Here is a 16,095-nt window from a genome sequence, read left to right as displayed (position 1 = left end):
ATTAGCGGTCATCATTGAGGATAGTACCGATTCCTTGGTTATTAGCAAACGTAGCATTTGCCGCACCAGAGATATTGACAAAAAATGTTTCATTGGCTTCAACTTTATTATCACCTCTGACGCCAATACTAATAACTTTGCTAGTTTCGCCAGGGTTGAAAACAATTGTACCCAACCCAAAATTGTAATCCGAGTCAGATTCTTGGGCAGTACCATCAGCCGTGCTGTAATTTACGACTATCGGTTGATAGAATTCATTAGAGAGAGTGACAACAAAATTAGCATTAGTTGTCATCCCAGTTGTGCCTTCTTTCAGTGATACATCTGCAATGCTGATGCTTGGGGGTTGGTCATCATTGATGATAGTAGCCACTCCTAAGCTATCAGTAATTGTGGCGTTTGTAGCACCCAAAAGATTCACAGAAAATGTCTCGTTGGCTTCAAATTTGTTATCGCCGATGACACCAACACCAAGAGTTTTGCTGGTTTCGCCAGGATTGAAAACGATCGTCCCGGAAGCAGCGTTGTAATCAGAGTCAGAAACTTTAGCAGTGCCATCACTCGTGTTGTAATTTACAGTAACCTGCTGTAAACTCGCTGCGGAGAGAGTGACGGTAAAGTTAGCATTAGTTGTCGTACCTGCGTTCCCTTCAAGAAGGGAAATATTAGAGATGCTGATAGTTGTTTGGTTATCATCATCAATGATGGTAGCAACTCCTAAATTATCTGCAATCGCCGCATTTGTCGCACCTGAAAGATTCACAGAAAATGTCTCGTTGGCTTCAGTTTGGTTATCGCCGATGACGCCAATACTAAGAGTTTTGCTAGTTTCGCCAGGAGCAAAAATAATCGCCCCGGAAGCAGAATTGTAATCAGAGTCAGCAACTTGAGCAGTACCATCACTCGTGTTGTAATTTACAGTAACCTGCTGATAACTAGGATTGGAGAGAGTGATAGTAAAGTTAGCATTACTTGTTGTGCCTGTGTTGCCTTCAGGAAGTGAGATATCTGAGATGCTGATAGTTGGTTGACTGTCATCGTTAATGATGCTACCAACTCCTAAACTATCAGTAATTGTGGCATTTGTTGCACCCAAAAGATTGACAGAAAATGTCTCGTCGGTTTCAAAATTGTTATCGCCGATGACACCAATACTAATAACTTTGCTCGTTTCACCAGGAGCGAAAATAATCGCCCCGGAAGCAGAGTTGTAATCAGAATCACCAACTTGAGCAGTGCCATCATTCGTGTTGTAATTTACAGTAACCTGCTGATAACTAGGATTGGAGAGGCTAATAGTAAAGTTAGCATTACTTGTTGTACCTGTATTGCCTTCAGTAACTGAGGCATCTGAGATACTGATATTTGGTTGGTTGTCATCATTGATGATAGTACCAACTCCTAAGCTATCAGTAATTGTGGCATTTGTCGCATCCGAAAGATTGACAGAAAATGTCTCGTCGGCTTCAGTTTGGTTATCGCCGATAACGCCAATACTAAGAGTTTTGCTCGTTTCCCCAGGATTGAAAGTAATTGTCCCTAAAGCAGAGTTGTAATCAGAGTCAGCAACTTGAGCAGTACCATCACTCGTGTTGTAATTTACAGTAACCTGCTGATAACTAGGATTGGAGAGACTAATAGTAAAGTTAGCATTAGTTGTTGTACCTGTATTGCCTTCACTAACTGAGACATCTGAGATACTGATAGTTGGTTGGTTGTCATCATTGATGATAGTACCAACTCCTAAACTATCAGTAATTGTGGCATTTGTCGGAGCCGAAAGATTGACAGAAAATGCCTCGTTGGTTTCAGCTTTGTTATCACCGATGACGCCAATGCTAAGAGTTTTGCTCGTTTCCCCAGGATTGAAAGTAATCGTCCCAGAAGCAGAGTTGTAATCAGAGTCAGCAACTTGAGCAGTACCATCACTAGTATTGTAATTTACAGTAATTTGCTGATAACTGGCATTGGAGAGAGTGACAATAAAGTTAGCATTTGTTGTGCCTGTATTACCTTCAGCAACTGAGACATCCGAGATGCTGATAGTTGGTTGGCTGTCATCGTTAATGATGGTAGCAGATCCTAAACCATCAGTAATTGTGGCATTTGTCGGAGCCGAAAGATTGACGGAAAATGTCTCGTCGGTTTCAAATTTGTTATCGCCTACAACACCAATGCTAAGGGTTTTACTGGTTTCCCCAGGATTGAAAGTAACTGTCCCGGAAGCAGAATTGTAATCAGAGTCAGCAACTTGAGCAGTGGCATCACTCGTGTTGTAATTTACAGTAACTTGCTGAGAACTGGGATTAGAAAGACTGATAGTGAAGTTAGCGTTAGTTGTTGTACCTGTATTCCCTTCAGTAACCGAGACATCTGAGATGCTAATAGTTGGTTGGCTATCATCATTGATGATGTTTACTGTCGCCGAACTGTTAGTAATTGTGGAATTTGGCGCTCCAGTTATGATACTGGGGTTACTCAGAATAACATTAATGTCTTCATTGGCTTCAAATGTGTTGTCACCCAAAACATTAGCTGTAATTGTCTTTGTGGTTTCCCCAACAGCGAAGCTTAAAGTCCCGGATGCAGCAGTTCCTCCACCCGTAACTTGAATATTGTTATAGTCACTGCCAAAAGTTGCCGCACCGCCAAAAGCATAATCTATGGTACTAGCCACGCCAATACCACCACTGCGAGTAACCGTGAAGGTAATAGCTTGAGTCCCGCTATTACCTTCAGTTAAACTTGAGGTAGGAGTAGAAATTGCATATTGAATCGCATCATTAGCAGCAATATTTAGAGTAGTTTCAGTTATTGTCCCCAAATCAGCGCCTGTTGGCGTACCGAAGTTGAGTACAACTGTTTCTGCATTCTCAGGTAAATCGTCTGGGTTAATAGTAAAAGTAATTAGCTGTGTTAAATTTGCGCCTGTCGCCCCAGCAGTAAAAGAGATGCTAGTGGGGGAAAAAGTGTAATCGTTGCCATTAGTAGCTGTGCTAGTGTTTTTGACAACAATAGGAACTGTGACAGCAGTTTCCGGAGAGGCATCCAAGGTAACAGAAATAGTTATTGTAGTGGCGGTAGTATCTTCTGTCGTATTGTATGTAGCAGCACCAAAGTTGAGTTTTGGAAGCACATATTCAAATGCTCCAATGTCAATTCTCCCGCTTTCAATCCGGTTAAAATCTGTGCCACGCTGATCGTTCGTTAAGCCACCACTGTAAGCCGGATCGCCACCATTCCTGGCAGGGCTGCTAAAGTATAGAGCATGAGTTTGTGTAGAACCACCGTAATCTCCTAGCGGTTTGAGTCCGGGGTTGGGGTTAATAATATCTGTACCCGTACCCAGAGTCCCAGATGATTTACCAGCAATTTTGCCAATTAGGTTGTAACCATTGGTATTGAAGTTATTACCATAGACATCGGCTCCTTCATTACCTGGGTCAATATTGCCAGCAATGATGCTATTGCTGATGCTTGCTGTGCCGCCAGATTTATAAATGCCGCCGCCATCACCTTGGGTATTGTTATCACTATCAGCAGTGTTGCCAAAAATAGTGCTATTGCTGACTGTAGTATTATTGGTGCTGTAGATGCCGCCACCATGAGTTTTTGCCGTATTGCTAGAAATAGTGCTGTTGCTTATAGCGACACTACTATTACTACCGCTACTGAAGATGCCGCCGCCATTGCTGTTAGCAGTGTTGCCAGAAATAGTAGTATTGCTAATTGTGGCATTGGTGCTGTAAATACCTCCCCCAAGGTTGGCTATGTTGCTAAAAATACTGCTATCGGTGACTGTGGCACTACTGCTGTAAATCCCGCCGCCGTTAGTGTTTGCGGTGTTACCAGAAAAACTACTATTGCTGACTGTGACACTACTACTGCTATAAATGGCGCCGCCGCTGGTGGTGGCAGTATTCCCAGAAAAAGTGCTATTACTGACTGTGACACTACTGGTACTGTTGATCCCGCCACCATTTGCTGCCTTTCCCCCAGTTATATTCAACCCATCAATTGAGAGGGAGGCACTGGCATTAAAAACACGGTAAGTATTGTTACCACTGATGGTAAGTTTATTAGCCCCAGTTCCTTGAATGATGACTCCTTGAGTAACATCCAATTCGCCAGAAGTGAGGGTAATGGTGTCGGGGGTGGCATCACCGAATATTCCAGTCGGATCGAAGAGGATTGTCTCAATCCCTGGATCGTTATTGGCATTGATAATAGCTTGCCTTAAGGAGCCAGCACCGCTGTCATTGGTGTTAGTTACTATATAGGTAGTGCCATCTACTTTGACAGATACATCGTCAATGGCTAAACCATGATCGTTACCTCCATCATCTATATCTTCCCAACGCAATATAATCTCTTCACCGTTAGCGATTGGGGTAGCTAGATTAACTATTACAGGCGTTATGACAGTTCGATTGGCAGTTTGATTACCATTCAGAGAACCTGCGGTTGCATTTGCAATTGGCCCGGTGAAATCTAGTGATGTGACAGGCGTCCACGTTCCTGTTGTTAAACTTGTGACAGTTGACCCAGTTTGATAACTAAATTTGAGCTGTTGCTGCGATGTATTTCCACCATTACGCCATTGTTCACCTGTATAATTTACTTGCAACTTAGTAATAGGTGAACCTGTATTATTTTGGAGGCGCAACCCATAATAAATATTTCCTGTAGTGCCAGAAGCTACAGAACCGAGTGCCCGCTCTGTGGTTGTACCAAAACTGTACAATCCACCTGTGTTATTAGTGCCTGAACCAAGGCTGTAAGTTGTTCTTGTGGAATACCAGCCTGAAAGAGTTGAATCATTAACCCAAGCTGGTGTTCCGGCAGTATTTAATGTGTTGAAGTTTTGAGTGTATGTGCCAGTAAAACTAACTGGCAAAATCGATTGGTAAGCCTGTATTACTTCCGGTTTAAATGCCAGAGAAGCCTCTATTTTCCCTGTCTTCACTTCTAAATCCCAGTCACCACCTAAAGCTGCACTTCCGGTTTTGTCTGTGGAAGCCGCAACATCTGCTCCAGTAATTCGACTAATCTGCTGTACAAATTTTGTGCCTTCACCACTAGCTACATCACAGCCATAAAGTAAAATATCAGCTTTATCAGTTAAAACATTTGCCCACTTTCGTAACTGATTTGCATAGCTATTAAGGTTAGTGAGGCTAAGGTAAGTTGACCCCAATTGCAAACTTCCCTCACCGCCGTGGGAGACAATATGAACTGATTGAACTGAGTTAGATTTACATCCTGCCAGAAATTCGCTGATTTGCGTTAAACCGTCTCGATTATGGTCAAGGATAACGACTTCACTACCGAGTGTGATACCAGCTACCAGGCTTTGGTAATCGAGAACTGCTGTATCTATAAAGACAATATTTCTACCTGCTTCTAGCAACTTTTTAGCAGAATTATTTAGGGTTTTAGAAGGATTATTTTCTGTGGTCATATATTTTTGTCCTGTAATAAAACTCTGGATTGAATAAGATACTTGTTAGTTCTAAGCGTTTACGTTAATAGCATTTATCACACAACACCAAACAGGAAGCGAATGTTGAATCATTCGCTTCCATCGCCAAATCCAATTGGTAATAAAACCTCTTGTTTATTGGAAAAAACCGCAATATTTCTAGTTTTTATACGATTAAATACACCCTAGAAAAATTAAGCTATGTTTTATCTATATTTTGCCAGGATAACAAAATTTATACTGTAGAGAGAATACAATCAACCGTAATTATACTTAAATAAATGAGAGTGACTCTAATATAGTTTAGAAATTTTCTGTCTTTAAGATTTATTTTTAGGACTTAGCGATCGCCTTTATTAAAAAAGCAACTTATGCTCTTTGTAAGTAAAAAACACGATATTTGCACTTAAATCAGCCTTAGCAGCTAGATGAATGAATCTAATTAATCAATAATTCTGGTGCTACCAATCCTTTTTGGATCGCTAAGACTGCGGCTTGAGTGCGATCGCGTACTTCTAATTTTTGCAATATCGCATGGACGTGAACTCGTACTGTACCAGGGGCGATGTAGAGAATTTCAGCAATTTCTTGATTGCTTTTGCCAGCTGCTACCAGTGCCAAAATTTCTTGTTCCCGCTTTGTTAGAGGATTTTCTAGGTGTTCGTCAGTTTTTGCAGTTAGCACTGCCGTAGAATTACCCTCAAAAGCTGCTCTAATTTCTGTTGTCGCCGTTTGATCCCACCAAGAAGCACCTGCTGCAACCGATCGCACTGCTAAAATCAGAGACTCAGCTGGTATACCTTTGAGACAGTAACCTTGTGCCCCAGCCGCAATTAACCGCGAAATCAGGGGTTTTTCAGAACGAGACGTTAAAACCAGAATTGGTACAGTTGGGTGTTTCTGCTTGAGTTGACGGCAAGCCTCAATCCCACCAATGCCTGGTAAACCTATATCCAGCAAAACCAAATCCAGGGGATAACGATTTGCTAACTCTACAGCTTGTTCCCCATCTTCTGCCTCTGCGACAATTTCTAAGCTGGGTTCTTGTTGCAACCGCATCCGCAAACCAAGCCGAAATAATTCATCATCTTCAACCAGTAAGATTTTTGTCATTTGTTATTTCTTATTTGGGCATTGGGCATTAGTTATTTATTTCTCTCTCTTCTTCCTCATCTCCTCAATTCCCTGGTGGTGGACAAGCAGGGAGTCGAAAACCAAACACTGCGCCTCGTGGTGAGCGATTTTCTGCCCAAATTGTACCCCCATGAGCTGTAATAATTTGTCTGGTCAAATAAAGCCCTAGTCCCGATCCTGAGAGGTGGCGATCGCTATGTCCTTGATAAAATCTTTCAAATAAGTGTGGCAACTCTTCTTCAGTAAAGCCCGAACCAGTATCGAGTATTTTTACCACTTGATCGCTAGAATTACTTTCAAGTACTACTTCTACTTTACCGCCCCGAGGAGTATGGTTAATGCCATTACTCAAAAGATTGGTGAAAACTCGCCCTAGTTGCAAGGAATCGCCATTTACCCAAAGAAAGCTGCGAAAATCTGATTCGCCATAGTGTAGAGAAATATAAACCTGACGTGTTTTCGCTAATTCAGTCAGGGTGGCTACGATCTCTTCTGCCACAGTGGCTAAATTAATCGGCGATATCTGTAGTTTTAGCCCTTCGGCATCATTGCGGTATACATCTAAAAGAGTTTGGACTAATTGCAGTGTACTGTGATGACTACGAGCCATTGTTTGCAGTACTTTTGCTTGCATTGGTGTGACTTCACCAAATTGCTCATTTTGCAAATATTTTAGGGTTTCAATTGCTCCAAGTAGGGGTGTTTTTAAGTCATGAGTCAGAGTAGAAACAAAATCTTCACGCATTGCCGCTAGTTGTTCTTGGGAGCGTAATTGTGCTTGAGTATAAGCGATCGCTTCTTCATTGCGGCGGTTGCGATTGCTTAACCAAGCAGTTACTATCAAAGCCAATACTGCAATTAACCTATTTGCTAATGTTGGGAGATTAATTATTTCTCCTCCTGGGATAAACAAATTTAACAATGTTAATCCTGTAGCTGCAAAAGTTACTCCCAATACTGCTTTGCGATTCAATCGAGAATCTGCTAACAAAATCGTGCCTGTGTAAAGGTAACCAAAGACGTACTCAGGCGGTGTCATGTATTCTAAAGCTATAACTATTGCAAAGGCGATCGCTATTAGTGAATATGTCTCCCCACGTTCATGTAGTGCTTTTTTGATAGTCAATAATTGACTGATAAATCTATATGTTTTTCCGGAATTCATCGAGAATAATGCTAAAGTCAATCAAGTAGTAATTAGATATTAACTTGCCAATATTTCAGTAATCAGAAATCAAAATAGCTTAAATAATCAAGATAAAATTACATTAAGTAATTTATTAGATCCAGAACAATCATTAAGGGAGCTATATTTATCCGCTTAAAAACGTGTAAATATAGCTCACCTTGCCTTCAGCATAAATGCCTTTTTTGTGGTGAAGACTTCTGCAAAATGTTAATCTTGAGATTCCTCAGAAACAGGTTCAGAAACAGATTCAGTTTCAACTTCTGTTTGGACTTTGACTGGAGGTTTAACAGGTTTTGGTCCCCGCATTAGTGCAGGATTAGAGGGCGGTCTGTTGTCATCCCCAAACGATCCTTTTTTTCCTTTACCGGATGAGCGATCGGATGAGCGATTCTGGCTTGGTTTTGAGATTTTGGGGTTGGATTCAATAGGAGGTTTAGAATCCAAATTTTCCGCATTGTTGTCAGTACTTGGTTGAGACTGACGTTCTGATTTCTTGATTGGGCGTTCTACCATTGTTTATTTTTAGAAATTTACAGAAGAATAAAGGCGTCAGTCATCAGAATAACTAGTAGAGAACTCGCAGATGAATAAGAGTCTAGAGCAACGGATTTTAACAAGAAAGAATAAAGGCGTCAGTCGCCAGAGTTCAGAAGTGATTTTGTGCAAATCCTGGATGAATAAACGGCTTGAATTCCACCACTTATACAAATTGAGAGATATTGAATCAGAGATCGGTTTCAATTCCCATTGATTCTGATTTCTGTTAGCGTAGCGGGGCGTAGCCCATTCTGACCCCTGAATTCTTCTTCTATAAAACTTTTGGCTTTAGACATGGGGTATTCTGAATACTGACTCCTCTTTATTTGTATCGTACATCGATTTGGTAATTATCAAACTGTTGAGTAGCATTTTTGGATAATTTCTGACGGATAAATTTTGAATTTTGAGGTTTATTTGACAAAAAAGGAGGTAGAAAAGTTCATCAACTACCTCAAAAAGCATTTACAACGAATCAGCAATTAATTAACCAAATATAGCAATGAGTACGTTATCAATAGCCTAACGTACCCGATTACAACTACTCAACAAAATTAGGTCGTGCCTGTTGGCTTAATTTGAACTTTTGCTCTAAAAGTGCCCAATTTTCCTGCTCAATTAAGTTGGTTAAGTCATCGAGATTGTGGCGATACTGTTGGAGCGATCGCAGTAATGCTTGACGATTATAGCGTGCCATCATAATTCCCAACTCTGGATTTCCACCACCTACGCGGCTGGTATCTCGAAAACCTGAACTAGCTAGCTTTTGGGCTAATTGTAAAACCTCTGGATCGGTTTCATTTAAACAAGCAGCAATTAACGAAGAGCTAACCATTACAGGTAAATGAGAAATCCAACTTACAGCGCAGTCATGTTGTTCTGGCTGACAATGAAAGATATTCGCCCCTAGCGATCGCACAATTTCTTCAATAATTGTAATTGCAGTGGTTGGTGTTGTGGTAAGGGGTGTTAGTACATAAGGTTTACCGACAAATAAATTTCGTTGTGCAGCTTCGATTCCACTGTCTGTGCTTCCTGCCATTGGGTGACCACCAATAAAGTTATCCCAAAGGGGAGAAATAGCTTCGACTATTTGTGCTTTCGCCGAACCCACATCAGTCACAACTGTAGTGGGAGACAAATGAGGGATTAATTCTACAAATTGGGGCACAATAAGGGCTAAAGGTGTACAAATAAATACAACTTCTGCGGCTGCTAACAAGCTCAGATCAACTGATGCCTGATGAACGCTGCCGAGGGCAACAGCCTTTTGACAAGTGGTTTCACGGCGACTAACTCCTAAGATATGATGTCCTTGCGATCGCAAATCAAAACCTAAAGATCCGCCTATCAGTCCTAGTCCTAAAATTCCAATATTCATTTTCGATTTTGACATTCTATTTTTTATGACTTTACCAACTTATAAGTTGGCATCCCAGAGGTAGCATCAATGACTGTAGAGGAATTACTAGAAAAATACGCGGCAGGAGTCTTAAACTTTAGTGGTATTGAACTCTCTGAGGCTAATTTGAGTGGAGCTAAACTCAGTGGCGTGAATTTGAGCCATGCTAATTTGAGTATAGTTAACTTGAGCGGTGCAAATCTGAGTGAAGCTAACTTGAGCAATGCCAAGCTGAATGTAGCAAGATTGAGTGGTGCAAATCTATGCAGCGCGATCCTGAATAATGCCAGTCTGAACGTAGCTAACTTGATTCGGGCAGATCTTAGTCGCGCTCAACTCAGAGGAGCCTCACTAATCCGTGCCGAGTTAATTCGCGCCGATCTCAGTCGTGCCGATCTGTTCGAGGCTAACCTCAGCAGTGCTGATTTGCGAGAGGGGACTCTCCGTCAAGCGAATCTCCGTCACGCTAACCTAAATGAGGCTGTTTTGAGAGGCGCTTCCCTCACCGGGGCTAACTTAGAAATGGCTAACTTAAATGCTGCCGATCTCAATCGTTCTGATATCACCGGCGCAAATTTGCGAGATGCCGAACTCAGACAAGCGAATCTCTGCCATGCTAATCTGAGCGGGGCAGATTTGAGCGGCGCAAACCTCCGATGGGCAGATTTGAGCAGCGCGAACCTCCGATGGGCAGATTTGAGTGGCGCAAAATTGAGCGGTGCGAATTTAATTGGTGCAGATTTAAGCAATGCCAATTTAACGAATACAAGTTTAGTACATGCGAATTTAACTCAAGCAAAATTAATTAGGGCGGAATGGATTGGTGCTGACTTAACAGGAGCCACTTTAACAGGTGCAAAACTTTATGCTACCTCTAGATTTGGTTTAAAAACCGAAGGTATGACTTGTGAATGGATCGATCTTAGCCCTACAGGCGATCGCTCAATCATTCAAAAATTTCATTCCGAAGACTCACGAGATTTCTTTAACGAAACACCGCCAACAATCCGTATTATTGTTGATGCAGCCCTAGAACACGAAGCTAACTTTGCCCTTGCAGGTGCTTACTATCAAATTGCTCAAGAATATCGGGGAATAAAACAACCCCCAAGCATGGAAAATGGGTCTCGTCGCACTATTTTTAGCTTCCGCGTAGATAGCGACGAAGCATTATTTCCCACTGCTTATATTGCCATCCTTCCTTTTCTCGATGCGGTATCTACCCAAAATAATATTTTCAATATTCTGGAAATAATTAACAATGAGATTGTTACCAACCCAGATTTAAGCTCGCTAAAATCACCCGATATTGTGAAAAAATTAAATATTCTTCTAGAGCAAGCTATGAGTAAAGCTACAACAATTAAACAGATGAAAAAAAATATAGAAGTAGCTGCAAAGTTGAATTTTTGTAAAGCCCCAACCCAAATAATTTTAACAAACTCCAGCGCCCACACTTTGATTGTCTATGACAATCCCAATTTTGGTAAAAGATTTATTAATCGTTCTACTCTCAATGCTTCAGGCTATGATGATATATCTAGTGAATCAACAAAATATATATTACCTTCGTTAAATATGATTATGGATTTTGTTAAAGGGTTTCATTATATTAGTAATTAGTTATCGGGCATTGGGCATTGGAAGACTAGCAAATTACAAATGACAAATGACAAAACAAAATTTTGGAGAAACAGATGCGCGATACCTTTAATAAAATGATTGGTCGAAATCGGTATGTGGTCTTTCGGCTATTTCTGCACTTAGGGGGAGGTGAGGTAGCACCAATTTTGGGATCGTTAAATAGTGCAGCACGAGATGCGATCGATGCCGATGGGGATTTAGAAGTTTTAGGAGAAGCATTGGTAGAACTCTCCCAAACCCTCTTGCAATATGATGATTGCTGGCTTTCTGCTGCTAATGAAGGCGATGTATTTTGGGATGAAGGGGACGCAGGAGATTATGTAAATGAATTATTTACCGACTCCGCCCAAAGATATCTTAGCGAACCAGATTACAGTTCCGACTCTGGATTTAATGAACCTTTATCTATACCCGTAACTCGCAACGTAATTGTGATGATTACAGTAGCTTATGAAGGAGAAGTACCAGAATTGGAAACCGCTCTTTCTAACGTTCAATCACTGAAAGAAGCTTTGAAAGCTTTAATTAATTTGCATTACAAACGTAAACTACGAGCAATCCAAGTACATTTCTCGCCAGCGCAGTTAGGCGATGAACTTACTAGCGATCATCTGTTGCAATATTATCCCGAATTGATTCCTTTGTAATACAGCAGATTTCAAGTTAGTGAACTAGAGAAACTCAGCCTATAGTAATTCTGACTTCTGAATTCTGCTATATGTTGGGTAGTCCCTACTTACTACTCACATCCAGAAATTGTTAAGCTCGGAGATAGGACAATAATGCAATGATCATGACGATAGTACGTAAATTTACAGTCGTTTTTTTAGCACTGAGTTTGTGTTTGACAACTGTCGCTTGTGGAGGCCCAGAGCAAGCTAATCCTCCAGCTAAGAACGTTAGCCAAACTGCGGCTAGTGGCAAATTGAGTGATGGGCAGTATCAAATACAACAAGCTACTTATGACGATGCAAGTGGGGAATACAGCCTGTTTTTACTCAACAACACACCCCCAACCTTTGCAACTGAAAATTTGCAAATGGCACGGCTAACTGATGATGAAATCAAGCAAGGTAAGAAGACTTATCTGAAGGTAGAAAAGGGACAGCCAATTTTATATCTAACGGAAGATTTTAAAATTCAGTATGTCCACAATGTTACTGAGAACAAAACTAATCCCGAAACAGGAAAACAAGAAACGGTTGTAGTCCGCCAAGAAAATAGCTTCTGGACACCGTTTGCCGGGTCTGTGGCTGGTAGTTTGGCGGGTCAGGCGATCGGTAGTTTATTGTTTAGACCCCAATACTATGTACCCCCTGTCTATCAACCAGGAGGAGGGTTAAGTGGTTTCGGTGGATACGGTAGCAGCTATGGCCAAGCAATTCAAAGCTACCAAACTCGCTATAACGAACCACCCGCAGTTGAGAGAAATCGCACCGCTTTCCGCAGTACAGGAACAATTAGAAGGTCATATCCTGGTAGTTCAACTGTACGCAATACACCCCGTACCACTACAGGTAATAACCGTCCTTCTGGTTCTGGTTTTGGTGGTAGTAACTTGCAACCCTCTGGCAAATCTAGTACTACCAAACGTAATTCTGGTAGTGGTTTTGGTACTAACCGACGTTCTTCAGGCACTCGCTCATTTGGTTCCGGTAGACGCCGTTAATAAGTAAATTCCAAATTGAAAAGTGACTGGCTATGCCTGATAAGTAAAATTAGGTAGTCTGTTGTAGAGAGAAGTTCGATAGTCGGACTTCTTTTTGTATATATGTTGTTCGTAACAAATTAGAACTTTTAAATATTTTGCAGAAGTGATTTTAAAAAGTAATACTAAGAAAAATTAAAGACGAATTTAATAGTAGTCAAATTTCTCTAAGAGACAAATTCAAGTAGCTTAATTAAGAGGCATAGTAACATACGAAATCAGGGCAAAATCCGTGTTCATAAAGATAAGTCAGATAGTAAGAAATACTAAATACAAATATTGCTAATAGAACAGGAATTACTTTACTAATATCTATTTTCTTATTTTTTAACATTTCTAAGCAAGACATTATAATCATCAGAGGCCAGAAGATAGTGGCGATCAAAAACATCACAAACGATAAAAATTGATCTTCTGGAGCAGAAGTAGGATGACGTAGCGAAAATATAAACCAATTGCTTAAAAAATAGCATGTCATTAACAAGTAACCAATAATCAAAGTTAGTTGTATCTGATTCACTCTGAGTACTCCTTAAGTTATGCGAGATTCACTGAACATCATCCGTACAATGTTATAACACAAGACGGTTCAGTTAAGGCTCAAATAGTTGTAAATTAAGTATTGTTTCCAAAAATAGAAATCAAATACAGTGCATCTCAAGGAATTGTCATTGGTGTCTCACAAAATACAAAATACTGAGATATTCCAAGCAATAGAGGCAGCTATCCCAGCGGCTCAATCGAACAGGTGAGTGCGCGATCGCTAAAACTAAAGTCGAAGAGGAACGTTATCGTTCTTGACCAGCACAACTGGTAGTTGCAGCAATTCTCATAAGGTCATGTTGAGGAAGCACTGAAAACTTTGCAACAAGTTGTGAAATTGGGGATTGGGTTTAGTAATCTACCTTGTCCTCTTGTTTCCTCATCCTCCCAATCCCCATATCCCATACCCTATTTATTAGAATGTGATTTTTCCGGCATGACAATATTAGCGTGGGCTGACTTGCCGTTATTGCCGTTGGTATGACCGTTACTGTTGCGGGGTTGAATCACGCCATAACCGCCGTGATTGCGTTCGTAAATGACATTAATCTCGTTTGTCTCAGTGTTGCGGAACATATAAAAATCGTGTCCTACGAGTTGCAGTTGTTCAAGAGCTTCTGCAAGTGTCATCGGCGGCATAGAAAAATATTTGGTGCGAACAACTTCGTTGGGTAGTTCGGGAGTGCGATCGCCAATTAAATCTGTGACCACCGACTCTGTAACAACTACTTCTGTTGGTAGGGCATGAGTTTTCTGGTCTTGACGCCGTTCTTTGTATTTCCGCAGTTGACGAGCAATTTTATCTGCAACTAAGTCAATGCTGGCGTATAAGTTCTCGCTGCTTTCCTCCGCACGGATAACGCTACCGTTAGCATAAATAGTTACTTCAGCCGCTTGTCTAGTATTAATTCGGGGATTACGGGCGACGCTAAGATGCACATCCACTTCATTTGTAATGCTCTGAAAGTGACTAACTGCTTTTTCAATCTTTTGATGTACATACTCACGAATCGCATCCGTGATTTCAATATTTTTGCCGTGGATGACAAGCTTCATGTAAACTCTCCCGCTGAATATTTGGATGTGTGAATTTGCTTTGTATGAAAAGAAGTTGCGGTAATGTATATTACTCCCGCCAAAACAAATTGTGAAGTATTTCTATGTACTGCTGGTCAGCTGTCTCTAAGTTTGCTGCGTCTGAGTTTTTATCAAGATATATCATTGATTTACCTCCTCATGTCTGCGCTGATATCCAATTGGATGTCTACTTAGAACTCTTTGGTGAGTAAATCTAATTGTAGCTCCTGTGACTACCTTTTCTTTTAAAGCAAGGCTTACAGAACTGTTGATAGTTGCTCCTTCTGTGTTCGGTTGAGGTTTGCTCGTTGTTGATAAAGAACACAAGTCTTGTGGAAGTTGCTCTTGTTGGATAAGCAAACAATGCTATTGGAGTCATCAGCCAGTGCATTGATTTCTTTTCTCTTGGCCTGATGCTTATTGCAGAGAATTCCTCCTAAAAACCTATTGAGGTTATATATTCAAGCTAGCACTTTGTATTTTCTAATGCATGTTCCCTTGACTTTCCTTTAAAATCCTTTGCAAAGCTTGACAATTGTTGACTCCAAGCTTGGAAGTTGAAATATATTTAGTTCGTTATACAGTTGATTTTTGACATGATCTATAGTATCAGTCCACACTTAAACCGTTGTTTGTTATATAACCAAGGATTAATCCCTTACTTAGAAGCTCATGGATGGCAGCGATCGCTCCTGAATCAGCGCATCCAAGACCCAACTCTAGATGACGTGTTAATTTTGTTAGAACATCCACCTGTTTACACTTTGGGACAAGGAGCCAACTCAGATTTTCTCAAATTTGATATTGACAAAAGTCAATATGATGTGCGTCGAGTTGAACGAGGTGGCGAGGTTACTTACCATTGTCCTGGTCAGCTGGTGGGGTATCCAATTTTAAATCTGCAACGTTATCGTAAAGACTTGCACTGGTACTTACGGCAACTTGAAGAAGTAATAATTCGCGTATTGGCAGTTTATCGATTGCAGGGAGAAAGAATTCCGGCTTTTACTGGCGTTTGGTTACAAGGGCGAAAAGTTGCAGCTATTGGGATTAAAGTCAGCCGTTGGATTACCATGCACGGCTTTGCATTAAATGTGTGTCCAGACATGACAGGCTTTGAGCGCATTGTACCCTGCGGCATCCCCGATAAAGCTGTAGGCAGTTTAGCCGAATGGATTCCAGGTATCACTTGCCAAGAAGTGCGTTTTTACATAGCACAGTCTTTTGCAGAAGTCTTTGGGGTAGAAGTAGTAGAGATGCAACCCGAAAGATTTTTCCGGTTTGAATAAATTAAGCTGGGAATTATGTAAGAAATACTATAGTAGTCCTATTTAAGTTGTGAGACACTCATAATAGTGGTCGTAAATTATCATATCAAT

The 16,095-nt window shown here is 40.9% G+C and carries 10 protein-coding genes; 4 read left to right on the top strand and 6 right to left on the bottom strand.

The features are described 5' to 3' along the window. Window position 1: 1 nt before the first annotated feature. The 5 genes from ACFG4S_RS21065 to ACFG4S_RS21045 all read right to left on the bottom strand — a co-directional run bounded on the left by ACFG4S_RS21065 (window position 2) and on the right by ACFG4S_RS21045 (window position 9,723). Window positions 2-5,461 (bottom strand): Calx-beta domain-containing protein, encoded by a 5,460-nt coding sequence (locus tag ACFG4S_RS21065; RefSeq protein ID WP_392530961.1) that lies wholly within the window; start codon window positions 5,459-5,461, stop codon window positions 2-4. 459 nt (window positions 5,462-5,920) lie between these two features. After that, window positions 5,921-6,595, bottom strand: a complete 675-nt coding sequence (locus ACFG4S_RS21060) for a response regulator (protein ID WP_392530960.1) — start codon at window positions 6,593-6,595, stop codon at window positions 5,921-5,923. A gap of 64 nt (window positions 6,596-6,659) precedes the next feature. Then, window positions 6,660-7,781, bottom strand: a complete 1,122-nt coding sequence (locus ACFG4S_RS21055; RefSeq protein ID WP_392530959.1) for a sensor histidine kinase — start codon at window positions 7,779-7,781, stop codon at window positions 6,660-6,662. Window positions 7,782-8,012: 231 nt separating this feature from the next. Then, entirely contained in the window at window positions 8,013-8,318 is a 306-nt protein-coding gene (locus ACFG4S_RS21050; protein ID WP_392530958.1) for a hypothetical protein, read from the bottom strand. A 565-nt stretch (window positions 8,319-8,883) separates the two neighbouring features. After that, complete coding sequence (locus ACFG4S_RS21045; protein ID WP_392536044.1) at window positions 8,884-9,723, bottom strand: prephenate/arogenate dehydrogenase; 840 nt, start codon at window positions 9,721-9,723, stop codon at window positions 8,884-8,886. 69 nt (window positions 9,724-9,792) lie between these two features. Here ACFG4S_RS21045 and ACFG4S_RS21040 point away from each other — a divergent pair, with 69 nt between their 5' ends. The 3 genes from ACFG4S_RS21040 to ACFG4S_RS21030 all read left to right on the top strand — a co-directional run bounded on the left by ACFG4S_RS21040 (window position 9,793) and on the right by ACFG4S_RS21030 (window position 13,057). Continuing rightward, the gene (locus tag ACFG4S_RS21040; RefSeq protein ID WP_392530957.1) at window positions 9,793-11,367 is read left to right on the top strand and encodes a pentapeptide repeat-containing protein; all 1,575 of its coding nucleotides are present in this window, start codon (window positions 9,793-9,795) and stop codon (window positions 11,365-11,367) included. Window positions 11,368-11,441: 74 nt separating this feature from the next. Continuing rightward, entirely contained in the window at window positions 11,442-12,035 is a 594-nt protein-coding gene (locus ACFG4S_RS21035; RefSeq protein ID WP_392530956.1) for a DUF1517 domain-containing protein, read from the top strand. A gap of 140 nt (window positions 12,036-12,175) precedes the next feature. Further along, on the top strand, window positions 12,176-13,057 hold the full coding sequence (locus ACFG4S_RS21030; RefSeq protein WP_392530955.1) for a hypothetical protein: 882 nt from the start codon (window positions 12,176-12,178) through the stop codon (window positions 13,055-13,057). Window positions 13,058-14,047: 990 nt separating this feature from the next. On the opposite strand, the gene hpf is transcribed toward ACFG4S_RS21030, so the two are convergent. After that, window positions 14,048-14,695, bottom strand: coding sequence for a ribosome hibernation-promoting factor, HPF/YfiA family (gene hpf / locus ACFG4S_RS21025; protein ID WP_392530954.1), 648 nt, complete (start codon window positions 14,693-14,695; stop codon window positions 14,048-14,050). 617 nt (window positions 14,696-15,312) lie between these two features. On the opposite strand from hpf, the gene lipB reads away from it, so the two are divergent. After that, window positions 15,313-16,005: a lipoyl(octanoyl) transferase LipB gene (lipB, locus tag ACFG4S_RS21020; RefSeq protein ID WP_392530953.1), complete on the top strand. Its 693-nt coding sequence runs from the start codon at window positions 15,313-15,315 to the stop codon at window positions 16,003-16,005. The last annotated feature ends 90 nt before the right edge of the window (window positions 16,006-16,095 follow it).

It is taken from the genome of Nostoc sp. C117, from assembly GCF_043099735.1.
Classification (GTDB): Bacteria; Cyanobacteriota; Cyanobacteriia; order Cyanobacteriales; family Nostocaceae; genus Nostoc.
The sequence above is the reverse complement of the archived record's forward strand: the minus strand, read 5'-3'. Positions and strand labels throughout refer to the sequence as shown.

Coding starts and splice junctions, on each gene's coding strand:
- ACFG4S_RS21065 (WP_392530961.1), bottom strand. CDS start 5,461: ATGACCACAGAAAATAATCCTTCTAAAACCCTAAATAATTCTGCTAAA.
- ACFG4S_RS21060 (WP_392530960.1), bottom strand. CDS start 6,595: ATGACAAAAATCTTACTGGTTGAAGATGATGAATTATTTCGGCTTGGT.
- ACFG4S_RS21055 (WP_392530959.1), bottom strand. CDS start 7,781: ATGAATTCCGGAAAAACATATAGATTTATCAGTCAATTATTGACTATC.
- ACFG4S_RS21050 (WP_392530958.1), bottom strand. CDS start 8,318: ATGGTAGAACGCCCAATCAAGAAATCAGAACGTCAGTCTCAACCAAGT.
- ACFG4S_RS21045 (WP_392536044.1), bottom strand. CDS start 9,723: ATGAATATTGGAATTTTAGGACTAGGACTGATAGGCGGATCTTTAGGT.
- ACFG4S_RS21040 (WP_392530957.1), top strand. CDS start 9,793: ATGACTGTAGAGGAATTACTAGAAAAATACGCGGCAGGAGTCTTAAAC.
- ACFG4S_RS21035 (WP_392530956.1), top strand. CDS start 11,442: ATGCGCGATACCTTTAATAAAATGATTGGTCGAAATCGGTATGTGGTC.
- ACFG4S_RS21030 (WP_392530955.1), top strand. CDS start 12,176: ATGATCATGACGATAGTACGTAAATTTACAGTCGTTTTTTTAGCACTG.
- hpf (WP_392530954.1), bottom strand. CDS start 14,695: ATGAAGCTTGTCATCCACGGCAAAAATATTGAAATCACGGATGCGATT.
- lipB (WP_392530953.1), top strand. CDS start 15,313: ATGATCTATAGTATCAGTCCACACTTAAACCGTTGTTTGTTATATAAC.